Below are 12,240 nucleotides of genomic sequence, written 5' to 3' on the forward strand. Positions count from 1 at the left end.
ATCCACACCTGCGGATTGTTGCCGAAATAGCGCATGGCGATGGCGCCCGCCTCGCGGGCGGCGTCGCGCAGCAGTGGCAGATCCTCGCGAGCCCCGGCGGAAGTGACCTGGTCAAGCTCCGGCAAGGGTCATGCCTTCGATCAGAAGCGTTGGTGCGGCGGTGCCGAAATTTCGATCGAGATCGCTCGCCGGAACCATGTTGAGGAACATGGACTTCAGGTTCGAGGCGATGGTCACTTCCGCAACCGGATAGGCGAGCTCGCCATTCTCGATCCAGATGCCGGAAGCGCCGCGGCTGTACTCGCCAGTCACCATGTCGACGCCCTGGCCGAACACTTCGGTGACGTAAAAGCCTGATTTGAGCGACTTGATGAGGTCTTCGGGCGTCCGCTCGCCCGGCTCGATAGCGAGGTTGGTTGATGACGGCGAGACGGAGGAGCCATTGCGCGAACCGCGCCCATTGGTGGTCAGCCCCAATTCCCGCGCGGCCGAGGTTGAGAGGAACCAGTGATTCAAAACGCCCTTCTCAACCATGAGCAGCTTTTCGCCCTCGATGCCTTCACCGTCGAACGGACGCGACGCCTGGCCGCGGAGCCGGAGCGGCTCGTCGGTGACGGTGATCGCGGCCGCCGCCACCTGCTTGCCCATCATGTCGCGCAGAAAGCTGGTCTTGCGCGCGACGGACGCGCCGTTGATGGCGCCGGCGAGATGACCGGCAATGCCGCGGGCGACGCGCGGGTCGAACACCACATCGACCGGCCCGGTCGCTGCCTTGCGCGCGCCGATGCGCCGCGCGGCGCGTTCGCCGGCTTTGCGGCCGATGTCCTCGGGCGCGTCCAGGTCGGAGAAATGCTGGCGCGAGGAGAATTCATAGTCGCGTTCCATGCCGGTGCCCTCGCCGGCGATCACGCTGGTCGAGCGCGAAAAGCGCGACGCGACGTAGTGGCCGACAAAGCCGTGCGAGGTGGCGAGCACCAGCCCGCCAAGCCCGGCGCTGGCGCCGCTGCCGGCCGAATTGGTAACGCCCTTGACGGCAAGGGCCGCCGCTTCCGCGGCCAGCGCCGCTTCCTTCAACTGGTCGGCCGAGACTTCCGTCGGATCGAACAGATCGAGGTCGCGCGGCTTCCTGACCAGCAAGGCCGGATCGGCGAGGCCCTGATAGGGATCTTCCGGCGAGACTTTCGCCATCGCCACGGCGCGCTCGGCTAGCGCTTTCGGGTCGGAGGCAGCGGTTGCCGAGACGCTCGCCACGCGCTTGCCGACGAAGACGCGTAGCGAAACATCCTCGCTCTCGGACGCCTCGGTGCCCTCGACCTTGCCAAGCCGCACCGACACGCCGGTCGAACGGCCGCGCACCGCAACCGCGTCGGCGGCGTCGGCGCCGGCCCGTTTGGCAGCCTCGACCAGGGCCGCGACGCGGTCAGTCAATTTCGCTGAGTCCAGCGTATCGGTCATGTGCATAGTCCTGTTTTTCCGCCGGGGCGGCCGCTCCGCACCATCTATTGTTCCGATGTGGCTTGTGCAATGGCAGAAGTGGCAAGCAGGATAGATCGGCCAGCAGACACTCGGCTTTAAGCGGCATGATCGGAGCGGGTCCTCAAAGGCTGCTTCGCAGCGATTTCGGACTGGCCGACGGCCCTTTGACGCCGTGCTCCGACCACATGCGGACGTGCGATTGCGGTAACGCCCTTGTCCTTTCCACTCATGATCGGCACCTGACCGAAACCGCTAAATTTAGCGATTTCTTGTATGTCCTTGGAACTTTGTAGCTTGCCTTCCAGTTTCAGTTGCATGCGAGACTCTGTGATCCAAAACATCAGGACTGCGGTGACCGTATCGCCACCGCGCTACTCGCTGGTCCTTCCCATATACAATGAAGAACAGGTGCTGCCTCGGCTGATCGAGCGGATCAGTTGGCTGGTTGGCCGGTTGGACGGAGAAACAGAGGCCATTTTCGTCGATGACGGAAGCCTCGATGGAAGCGTTGAATATCTTCGAAACATGCTCGCTGTCGAGCCGCGCTTCCGGCTGATCGAACTCTCCCGCAATTTCGGCCACCAGGTCGCGATCACCGCCGGCATGGACGCGGCTGCGGGCGACGCCGTCATCGTCATGGATGCCGACCTGCAAGACCCGCCGGAGGTGGTTCTCGATCTGGTGGCGAAGTGGAAGGAAGGTTTCGAGATCGTCTATGCCCGCCGTGTCAGACGTGAGGGCGAATCCTGGTTCAAGCGCATAACGGCCAGCCTCTTCTATCGTCTGCTGGAGAAAATGACGTCGGTCGACATCCCGCGCGACGTCGGCGATTTTCGCCTGGTCGGACGCAAGGCGCTGGAAACCTTCAAGCAAATGCCCGAACACGACCGCTTCGTCCGGGGCATGTTCGCCTGGATGGGGTTCAAGCAGACGGCGGTGCCTTTCGAACGCCCCGCGCGGCCCCTGGGCCAGACCAAATACCCATTCTGGAAGATGATGCACCTTGCCGTACACGGCATCGTCAGCTTCTCCGAGAAACCGCTGCGCCTGGCGCTGTGGGGCGGATTGGCAATTTCGGCGCTTGCGGTAGTGTTCGGTGCTTACGCCATCTTCGCCTGGATTTTCGAAACCGGCATCATAGCTGGCTGGACATCCACGGTGGTGATCGTGTCGCTTTTGTGCGGCATCAATCTTTTCATGACCGGCGTGGTCGGGCTTTATGTCGGCGGCATCCACGCCGAGGTCAAACGCCGTCCGCTTTACGTGATTGACCGAGTCACCGGCTTCGATAAGGCGATGCGTGCCACCGCCGCCTCTGGAGAGAGCCGTCGATCGTTTCGAAAACCCAGGAACGGAGCCTCGGCTGATGGCCGAACTCTTCGACAGCTATAAATCCGATTATGGCGACTTGGTCGAAGGATCCATCCGGTTTTCCGGGCTGAAGCACGACTTCTTTCTGATCGCCAAAGCCGACCTGCTGCGGCGTCTCGTGGTCGAGCGAAAGCTACGACGGGGGGGCGCGAGTGTGCGGGCGCTGGATGTCGGTTGCGGCGTAGGGTCGCTCCATCCCTATCTCGAAGGCGCTTTCGAGAGCCTGGATGGCTGCGACGTCTCGGAAGAATCGATCCTGCGCGCCGGCCAGGACAATCCACGTGTGACCTACACGACCTGCACGACGCCGAGCCTGCCTTATGGGGACGGCGCGTTCGATCTGGCTTTCGCCAGTTGCGTCATCCATCATGTTCCGCCCACCTCCTGGCTCGATTTCTTCCGGGAGATGCGGCGCGTCGTGCGGCCGGGCGGCGTTGCCTGCATCATCGAGCACAATCCCTATAACCTGCTGACGCGCCTTGCGGTGTTCCGGTGTCCGTTCGACCAGGACGCGGTCCTCCTCAACGCAGCCAAAGCAACGTCCCTCTTTCAGAAGACGGGATTCAGGGATATCCGATCCGAGCACTTCCTGCTGCTGCCGTCGGCCAGGCCCTTTGCCAGAAGACTCGAGCGCCTGCTCGCGCCCCTACCGCTCGGAGCCCAGTATGCGTGCAGTGCGCATGTCTGAGGACCGATCGACCGCCGGCGCCGGGCTGAAGCTGCTGGCGCGCTTCGGGTTGGTCGGCATCGCCGCGACGATCCTGTACGCCGTCTTGGCTATCGCTTTGGTCAAATCGGAATGGATCGGCTTCTCGCCTGTCCAGGCGTCGCTTGCGGCTTACGCCGCGGCTGCCGTGTTTTCGTATTTCGCCCACAAATCAGTAACCTTCATGTCGAGCGGATCGCACCGGTCGGAAGCTGCGCGTTTTCTGCTGCTGACGGCGACAGGTTTCGCCGTGGCTTACGCGGCGCCGGCGCTTTTGACGGCGAAACTCGGCCTGCCGCCCATCATTGCCATTCTGGTTACATGCCTGCTTATTCCAGCGGTCAATCTGCTCATGCTCGACCGATGGGTTTTTGCGCAGCGTAGACCCGGCCAGCAAGGCGACCGCTCTACCTAATCCACCTCAATGGCATCCAGCCGGAACGACACCAGCTTGATCGAGCGCTTATAGATGTTGCTGGCGGCCGGAGTTGGCGGAATGCCGTCGAGATAATCGAAGGCAATTTCGAGTGTATCGGCCTTACCGAACGGCGCCGATGGAATGACGAACGAGACCGTTCGGGGTTCTTTACCTGACAGCGTCACCGCATGCGCCCGAACACCGTTCACCGAGATCACAACCCTCTGCGTGATCTGTGGAGGACGAATGACGGCGGCCATCTGCAGCGTGGCTGTCAGCCCGTTGCGCAGCGGCGGTATCTTCACGCGGAGCCGCGAGGTCTCGCCCAGGGAATGGGTGCCGTCGGCGACGGGTCCTGACCAGCCGCAGACCTTTATGCCGGCTGCCTGCTTGGCGCCTTCGTTCCGGAACGATACCGTCTGACCAAGTGTGTAGCTGCCGACGGCCTCGCGATTGAGGCAGGTCGTCGTCCGATCGATGTAATAGGCGCGATAATCGGCATTGACGTTTGGATTGAGAGCAAGCGCAAGGATGACGATCTCGGACCCGGCCAGAACCGCCGCGAGCGCGTAGCCGCCGAGCGAGGCGGCGCGTCTGTAAGGCCCCAGAATGTCAGACCAAGGCAAGGTAGCCTCCGATCCACGCCACCGTCGTGAAATAACAGGCGCCGAGGAAGAGAACCAAAGCTGCGAGCCAAATGAGCCTCGACGCCGACAACAGGACGACGAGCATCATTGTCAGAGGCGCGAGCCCAATGACATATCTGACCATCGAGGCCAGATTGGTGATCAGCGGCAGGATGATGCAGAGCGCGCAGAAGAGTGCCGCGCCATATTGCCTGCGAGCCGCCAGAACGGCCGACAGCGCCAATCCGGTGATCGCGGCCAGCGCGCTCCATTGCGGCGCCGTGGGCAGCCATCCGGTGGTCGGAACAGCTGAGAGCCCGTCCCATAGAAAGACCAGCGGATTGCCGGCCACGCGTCCGAAGGCGCGCTGGATGTGCAAGAACGCAAAGCCGTCCCCGACCGTAAGGTAAAGAAACAGGATGTAAGCAAACGAACCGGCAGGCGAGATGAGGACAGCGACCAGCAGATCCGGCCGGCCAAGCACCCAGCGCGGGAAAGACAGCGTCGACCCGCCCTGCTCGCGGTGCTCCCTGAATATTTGAATCACGGTCGCAAATACGACGAAGACCCCGACGAGCCTGGTCGCCGACAGCAGCGCGGATGAAACACCCGCGGCGAGATAGCTGGAGCGCTTGAGCGCCAGAAAAACGCACGAGGTCAGGAGCACGAAAAGAGGTTCGCTCAGGAAGGTCGTGAAGTGAAAGGAGAACGGGCCGCTCAGCAGAAAAGCGCAATACAGCACATAAGCGCGCATGTTCTTGTCCAGCAGCGGCCATGCCACCAGACAGGCGGCGTAGCTGCACGCAATCGATGTGATCGTCGCGATCAGTATCGTAGGGAAAGGGAAAACAGACCGGATCGCCGCCACCAGCATCGGGTAGAGCGGGAAGAAGCCCCAGCGACCGACATTGCTGTGGTCTGGAATGGGAAAGCGCTCGTAACCTTGTTCGCTGATGCCGATATACCAGGCGCAATCCCAGCGGCAGAGCGCACGGGCATAAGCCTCGAAACCTGTTTCCTCCGACACAGAAGCAAATGCTGCATAGCGAATAGCCAGTCCGCTGATCGCGAACAGCAACGGCACCGCTGCGACGGTCAGGACCATGGCGCGAGCGCCAGCGCTCGCACGCGCGACATCTTCGAGCGCCAACTCTGCCTCCACCCATTCGAGTGGCTGGCGCCACTCTCCCCTCTAAATTAGCGCCGCCGGGGCAAATTCAAGACATCCCTTTCGTCGGCGGCATCATCTTCGTCCCCGGATCACGAGTCTCTCAGCCAGACGAGCATCTCGCCGGGATCGCGGTTGTCCCAGGCAAAATACGGCACGGCGGTGATTTTTGCTTCCTCCACCGCCGGCGGTTCGGGGCGGTAGAGGCCGCCGTCCCAGCCTTCAAACACCTCTTTCCTGGCAACAGCCGAAAGCGTCACGACGCCGCCCAGAAGGTTCGGCTCCTCGCACGCCTCGATCTGTGCCGTCCGTGGCAAGGCGATGCGGTGCAGCTGGCCGGCATTGTCGGTCTCCTCGACGCAATAGATCAGCGGGCCGCGGGCAAGCGCGACGCGGCCGATATCCTGCCGCACCTCCGGATTGGCGTAGAGACGGTTGACGGCCATTTCGAGATCTAGCTCGACTTGATCGCCCTTGCGCCATTCACGGCGGATTGCGGCGTAGCCGTCGTTGATTACATCCTCCAGATCGACTGCCTCCCCGTTCACCTTGAGCGCCGCCTTGCGGCACCAGGCTGGCAGGCGCAGGTGCAAGGTAAACTCGGTCGGCGCCTCGGGTTCGACGCCGATCGACACCGCGCCGTCCCATGGATAAATGCTGGCCTGGGTCAGCTCTATCTGCGTCCCCGCAATATCGAAACGAGCCGTGCTGTTTCCGTAGAGATGGACGGCGAGTGCATCGTCCGACAGACTGTAGAAATAGCTGCCGATCGAAGCCACCATGCGCCCGATATTAGGCGGGCAGCACGGGCAGCGATGCCATTTCCAGCGGTTGTGCTCCCCCCGGCTTTCCAGCGGATTTTCATAGAAGAACAGCGAGCCGTCGAGCGACAGGCCCGAGATCGAACCGTTGTAGAGAGCTCGCTCCATCATGTCGGCGTAGCGGGCATTCGGACCCATGCCGAGCATGCGGCTCGCCCAGAACACCAATCCGACCGAAGCGCAGGTCTCGGCATAGGCGGTGTCATTGGGCAGGTCGTAGTCGGCGGTAAAACCCTCATTGTGCGACGACGGTCCAATGCCACCGGTGATGTAGAGGTTCTTGGTCGTGAGATCGTCCCACAGCCGGTCGAGCGCCACCCGCAGCGTGTCGTCGCCATACTCGGTCGCGACGTCGGCCATGCCCGAATAGAGATACATCGCTCTGACCGCATGGCCGACGACCTTGTCCTGATCGCGCACCGGCTTGTGCGACTGGCTGTATTCGTAGGTCTTGAAATGATACGCTCTGGGGTCCACGCCGCGGGCACGCGCCTCCTCGTCGAAATGATGCGGCTGCTGCCCGCGCTGGTCGATGAAGTATTTTGCGAGGTCCATGTATTTCTGCTGGCCTGTGACCCGCGCAAGCTTGACCAGCGCCAGCTCGATCTCCTCGTGGCCGCAATAACCCTTCTTCTTGCCGGGCTCGGGACCGAACGTCTCGGCGATATGGTCGACATAGCGGCACATGATGTCGAGCAGCTTGCGCTTTCCCGTCGCCTGGTAATAGGCGACCGCACCTTCGATCAGGTGGCCGGCGCAATAAAGCTCGTGGCAATCGCGCAGGTTGGTCCAGCGCAAGCCGGGCTGGATGCGCTGGTACCAGCTCGACAGATAACCGTCGGGCTGCTGCAGCTTGCCGTACATGTCGATGACGGCGTCGATCTTCTGCTCCAGCTCGTCATTGCGGCGGCGATAGAGCGAGTAGGCCGCGGTCTCGATGGTCTTGCCCCAATCGCTGTCCCAGAACATCTGGGTCGTCACCGTAGATCCCGTGAACTCGTTGCCGGCGGTGGCTGCCTCGTCCGGCGAGGGTGAGTGGAACGGAATGACGACGCCGGGCGACGGCCGGTCAGGGTCGATCTGCTCCAGCATGCGCGCCTCGACGCAGCGGTCGTAGAGGATATCGGCGGTCCTGGTCGCGACGGCATCGACACGGTCGCCCCAGAAGCCGCGCACATCGACCTGCGGCACGGGCAGCGGACGGAAGGCGAGTTTTGGCTTGCCCAACTTGCCGGTTTGGCCCGGCGTAGTGCCGTGACTGACGGATTGCGATGCGGTCATCAATTTACTCCGGTTCGATTCGATTGGTCACTTCACGGCCCCTGCCATGAGGCCGCGGATGTAGAAGCGCTGCAGCAACAGGAAGAGCACCAAGCATGGCACCATCATCACGGTGACGCCGGCCTGCACCGCGCCCCAGTCGATGGCGCCGAAGCGGCCGGACTGCAGCGCCGTCATCATGATCGGCAGCGTGAATTTGGACTGGTCCGTCATCAGCACCAGCGCCGCCAGGAATTCGTTCCAGGCGCCAAGGAACGCGAACAGCGCGATGGTGACGATGCCCGGCCAGACCAGCGGCAGCATCACCCTCAGCAGCATGGTGACATTGTTGGCGCCGTCCATGCGGGCGGCTTCCTCGATCTCGCGCGGCACTGCGTCGAAGGCGTTGCGCATCATGAAGATCGAGAACGGCAGCTGCAGCGTGACATAGACGCAGACCAGCCCGGTCAGCGTGTTGTGCAGGCCGATTTTGGTCAGCACCAGGAAGATCGGCGTCAGGATCGACTGGAACGGGATCATGATCGTCGACAGGATGACGACGAAGAGCAGGTTCTTCAGCGGAAAGCGGAAGCGCGAGAAACCGTAGCCGGCCAGCACGCTGACGATCACCGACAGCACCACCGTCATGACAGAGACATAGATGCTGTTTTGCGCCGGCAGCCAGAGTCCGTCGCCGAAAGTGTTGAGCGTGGCGTAATTCTCGACCGAAAAACCCGTCGTCGGCCAGGGCGGCAGCGGCGGCCGACGCGACTCCTGCGCCGGCTTGAACGCCGAAAGCACGGTCCAGACGATCGGCGCCAGGAACAGCACCGAGGCGATGATGCCCGTCGAGTGCTCGGCGATCTGCATGCCGATGCGGGTTTTGCGGCTCCTTGCCTGCGCCATCAGTCAACGCCCTCCGGTTGGCGCAGCAGCCGCAGCTGGATTAGGCTGAGCGCGACCAGGATGACCAGCAGGATCATCGACAGGGCGGCGCCATAGCCGAGCTTGAACGACACGAAGGACTGGTTGAAAATCCAGTAGACGGCGGTCAGCGTCTGGTTGCGCGGCCCACCGCGCAGGATGATGTAGAACTGGTCAAAGGCGAGCACCGAACCGGCAACCGACAGGATCAGCGCCAGCGCCAGGGTGCGGCGCATCAACGGCAGAGTGATGGCGCGAAACCGCGCCAGCGGCCCTGCCCCGTCGATCATCGCCGCCTCCTGCAGATCCGGCGGGATGGATTGCAGGCCGGTCATCAGGATGATCATGGTGAAGCCCGCCACCTTCCAGACGACCATGGCGATGATCGACCAGAACGCCGGCTGGAACGTCGCCAGCAGATTGACCTTCTTCTCGGTCAGGCCGAGTTCGAAGGCGGCCGGGCTGAACAGGCCGAAATCGACATTGAGAAGCCAAGACCAGAGCAGGCTGGCCGAGGCGAAGCCGATGACCGCCGGCATGAAGAAGGACGTCCGGTAGAAGCCGGTCAGCGGCCGCGGCCTTTCGATGAAAAGCGCCAGCGGAAAGGCGACGGCGAAGATCGCGATCGTCACCACCACCGTGTAGTAGCCGGTGAATTTGAGTGCGTTCCAGAACCTGGTGTCGCGCAGGATCGCCCAGTAATTGTCGAGGCCAATGAAGCTGTGCGCGCCCATCAGCGGCCAGTTGTGCAGCGACATCCACGCCGTCATGCAAAGCGGGATGATGAAGAAGACGACGACAAGGGCGACGGCCGGCGCGACATAGAGCAGGCCGATCCACTGCCGGCGGCCGGCGCCGACCAGTTTGCGGCGACGCGCTGGGGTGGAAATTGCTGCGATGGAGGTCATGGCTGGCCGCTCGCCTTTCCTTCTCCCCTTGTGGGAGAAGGTGGATCGGCGCGTAGCGCCGAGACGGATGAGGGGTGTTGGAAGGAGTGCCGTCCGTGCCAAGCTGGAGCATCCCTCATCCGTCGCCTACGGCGACACCTTCTCCCACAAGGGGAGAAGGGGGAGCCAACGTCCCGGCGCGGTGGCGCGGTGGTTTCCGTGATCGCGGTCATGCCTGTTCTTCCGTTAGCGCTAGGTCCCCCTCCCCTTGAGGGGAGGGTCCGGCCGAAGGCCGGGGGCTGGGTCGCCTCCGACGCGCGCCGACGCAAAAGAACGTCGAGCACTGCCGAGATGACCCCACCCTGACCTGCGGTCCGACCTCCCCTCGAGGGGGAGTAACGGCGCCTACTGTTGCGGCGCCGAGTCGATGATCGACTGCATGGTTTCCTGCGCGTTGGCGATGGCGCCATCGACGTCTTCGCCGAAGAAGACCTCGTTGACCATCTGGTTCCACGGACCGTTGGCGGAGTTGATCAGATCGTTGAACACCACCGAATAGGGCGTGCGGCCCTTGGCCATGGCCTCTGCGGCGACCTTGTAGCGCGGGTCGAGCTCCTTCAGCGCCTCATTGGCGATGTCGCCGCGCACCGGAAGGCTGCCATATTTCGCCAGGATGGTCTGGCCTTCGAGCGAATAGGCGAAATCGAGGAACTCCTTCACCACCGCGATCTTGGTGGTGCCCTTGGTGACGACGAAATTGTCGCCGCCGGCGAACGACGACCAGCCGCCATCCTTGCCAGGCAGGAAGGTGACGCCGTAGTCGATGTCTGGGTATTGGGTGTTCAGCGCGCCGATGGCGAAGGCGCCGGACGGCGAGATGCCGATATTGCCGGCGGCAAACGCAGCAAAGAAGTTGGAGCCGGTGTCGGTCTGCGCGCCTGCCGGCACCAGGTCCTTCTTGACCATCGAGCGGTAGAGGTCGATGGCGCCGCGCAGCTGCGGGCTGTCGAGCGTCGCCTTCGAGCCGTCCTCGGTGAGGATGTCGCCGCCCGAGGCCCAGATCAGCGGCGTGAAGGTGAAGATGTTGCAGCCGCCGCAATTGCCGGAGAAGTAGAATCCCCTAGTGTCGCCGCCGAGCGCGTTGACCTTCTCGGCATAGGCTTCGATCTCGGCCCAGTTGGTCGGGCCTTTTTCAGGGTCGAGACCGGCCTGCTTGAACAGCTTCTTGTTCCAGATCAGCACCGAACTATCGGCGGAGAACGGCAGCCCGTAGATGCGGCCCTTGTAGGTGCCGGTCTTGACGTGCGCCGGCGACAGGCTGTCGAAATAAGGCAGGGATTTCGCCCAGTCGGTGATGTCTTCCAACTGGCCGGCGGCAGCGAAGGACGGCGTGTAGATCAGGTCGAGCGACAGCGCATCGGGTGCTGTGCCGCCGGCGGCGGCCGCGCCGTATTTCGGAATGATCTCGGCATTAGGGATGATGTCCAGCTTGATCTGGTTCTCATGCCCCTTGTTGAAGGCGTCGACGATGCGCGGCATGAAGTTCGAGCCGTCGGCGCGAACCCAGATGTTGGCGGTCTCGGCGGCGGCCGCCTGAAAGCTCAGGATGCTCGCGGCAAAGGCGAGCCCGGTAATGATGGTCCTCATGTTCTCCTCCTCCTGGTTCTGTTTCCTATCGGCACGGCTGCTTTTAGTTTCATGCAATGTCGTTATCCCAAAACCGCTACGCACTTTTGGGCGACATGCATTCGTTCAGCCGTCCGGCAGACGGCCGCATGACTGACGCACCACCAGCCGGCACGGCAGTTTTCGGATGCCCGGCTCGGCGGGTTCGCCGCCGACGAGCGAAAGCAAGGTAAGCCCGGCCTCGCGCCCGAGTGCTGCCAGGTTCATGTCGACGGAGGTCAGCGGCGGTCGGGTTGCCTCGGCCACGATCTGCCAATTGTCGAAGCCGACGACGCCGACATCGTCCGGCACGCCGAGGCCGCGCTCGCGCAGCGCGTCGATGACGCCGCGCGCGATCTGGTCGTTGCCGCAAAAGACGGCATCGGGTTTTTCGCCCCCACTCTTCGACAGCTTACCGTCGAAGAGCTCCTTCACCGCCTCGTGACCCCAGGCCTCCGACCACGATCCGAGCAATGGTTCCATGACCGGCAAGTCTTTCTCGGTCAGCACGTCACGATAGGCCTGTGCCCGCGCGTGCACCACCGCAAAACTCGCCGGCCCGGTGACATGGGCGATGCGGCGCCGCCCGAGCCGCCAAAAATGCTCGACCGCCAAGCGCGCGCCGCCGGCGTCGTCAGACACAAAGGCGATGGCGCCAGGATCGGGCTGGGTGAAGGCATAGATCACGGGAATGCGCAGATTGGCGAGATCGACCGGCAGATGGCGGTCGATGCGCTTGCCGGTGGCGATGATGCCGTCGACGCGCTTGTCGAGCATGGCGTCGACATGGAGCTGGCCGAGGCGCTTGTCGTCCTCGACGTTGCAGAGAAACACCGAGACGCCCTTGTCGACCAGCGCATCCGAAATGCCCGACATGACCGGCAGCGAGAAGCGGCCATAGGTATCGTTAGTGAGCAG

Annotated in this window: 12 protein-coding genes and 1 pseudogene; 3 read left to right on the forward strand and 10 right to left on the reverse strand. The window is 62.9% G+C overall.

The genetic code is table 11. The features are described 5' to 3' along the window. From EOA78_RS37530 to EOA78_RS32605, 3 genes and pseudogenes are all read right to left on the reverse strand, one after another. Positions 1–125, reverse strand: a pseudogene (locus EOA78_RS37530) (3'(2'),5'-bisphosphate nucleotidase CysQ); the annotation flags it as partial. Continuing rightward, a complete protein-coding gene (locus EOA78_RS32600) occupies positions 112–1,455 on the reverse strand; it encodes a TldD/PmbA family protein (protein WP_127319543.1) in 1,344 nt (447 codons plus the stop codon). The pseudogene EOA78_RS37530 and the gene EOA78_RS32600, both read right to left, overlap by 14 nt. A 116-nt stretch (positions 1,456–1,571) precedes the next feature. Then, positions 1,572–1,793, reverse strand: coding sequence for a hypothetical protein (locus EOA78_RS32605; RefSeq protein ID WP_127319545.1), 222 nt, complete (start codon positions 1,791–1,793; stop codon positions 1,572–1,574). 34 nt (positions 1,794–1,827) lie between these two features. On the opposite strand from EOA78_RS32605, the gene EOA78_RS32610 reads away from it, so the two are divergent. Genes EOA78_RS32610 through EOA78_RS32620 form a run of 3 tightly spaced genes read left to right on the forward strand, consistent with a single transcriptional unit; the run spans position 1,828 to position 3,968 of the window. After that, complete coding sequence (locus EOA78_RS32610) at positions 1,828–2,868, forward strand: glycosyltransferase family 2 protein (RefSeq protein WP_245477923.1); 1,041 nt, start codon at positions 1,828–1,830, stop codon at positions 2,866–2,868. Then, positions 2,843–3,535, forward strand: a complete 693-nt coding sequence (locus EOA78_RS32615) for a class I SAM-dependent methyltransferase (RefSeq protein ID WP_127319549.1) — start codon at positions 2,843–2,845, stop codon at positions 3,533–3,535. Before EOA78_RS32610 ends, EOA78_RS32615 begins: the two co-directional genes overlap by 26 nt. Continuing rightward, positions 3,528–3,968, forward strand: a complete 441-nt coding sequence (locus tag EOA78_RS32620) for a GtrA family protein (RefSeq protein WP_245477925.1) — start codon at positions 3,528–3,530, stop codon at positions 3,966–3,968. The genes EOA78_RS32615 and EOA78_RS32620 overlap by 8 nt, the downstream gene beginning before the upstream one ends. Here the strand turns inward: EOA78_RS32620 and EOA78_RS32625 are convergent. The 7 genes from EOA78_RS32625 to EOA78_RS32655 all read right to left on the reverse strand — a co-directional run. Then, on the reverse strand, positions 3,965–4,597 hold the full coding sequence (locus EOA78_RS32625) for a hypothetical protein (protein ID WP_127319553.1): 633 nt from the start codon (positions 4,595–4,597) through the stop codon (positions 3,965–3,967). The two genes, EOA78_RS32620 and EOA78_RS32625, sit on opposite strands and share 4 nt — an antisense overlap. After that, positions 4,584–5,747, reverse strand: a complete 1,164-nt coding sequence (locus EOA78_RS32630) for a hypothetical protein (RefSeq protein ID WP_127319555.1) — start codon at positions 5,745–5,747, stop codon at positions 4,584–4,586. Before EOA78_RS32630 ends, EOA78_RS32625 begins: the two co-directional genes overlap by 14 nt. 110 nt (positions 5,748–5,857) lie before the next feature. Further along, entirely contained in the window at positions 5,858–7,867 is a 2,010-nt protein-coding gene (locus EOA78_RS32635) for a glycoside hydrolase family 127 protein (protein WP_127319557.1), read from the reverse strand. Positions 7,868–7,894: 27 nt separating this feature from the next. After that, on the reverse strand, positions 7,895–8,752 hold the full coding sequence (locus EOA78_RS32640; RefSeq protein ID WP_127319559.1) for a carbohydrate ABC transporter permease: 858 nt from the start codon (positions 8,750–8,752) through the stop codon (positions 7,895–7,897). Continuing rightward, a complete protein-coding gene (locus EOA78_RS32645) occupies positions 8,752–9,678 on the reverse strand; it encodes a sugar ABC transporter permease (RefSeq protein ID WP_127319561.1) in 927 nt (308 codons plus the stop codon). Before EOA78_RS32645 ends, EOA78_RS32640 begins: the two co-directional genes overlap by 1 nt. Before the next feature lie 384 nt (positions 9,679–10,062). Further along, positions 10,063–11,304, reverse strand: a complete 1,242-nt coding sequence (locus EOA78_RS32650) for a sugar ABC transporter substrate-binding protein (RefSeq protein ID WP_127319563.1) — start codon at positions 11,302–11,304, stop codon at positions 10,063–10,065. A 105-nt stretch (positions 11,305–11,409) separates the two neighbouring features. Further along, positions 11,410–12,240, reverse strand: an 831-nt coding sequence (locus EOA78_RS32655; protein ID WP_164784039.1) for a substrate-binding domain-containing protein, incomplete at its 5' end; no start/stop codon positions are given.

It is taken from the genome of Mesorhizobium sp. M5C.F.Cr.IN.023.01.1.1 (assembly GCF_003997585.1).
Taxonomy (GTDB): Bacteria; Pseudomonadota; Alphaproteobacteria; order Rhizobiales; family Rhizobiaceae; genus Mesorhizobium; species Mesorhizobium wenxiniae.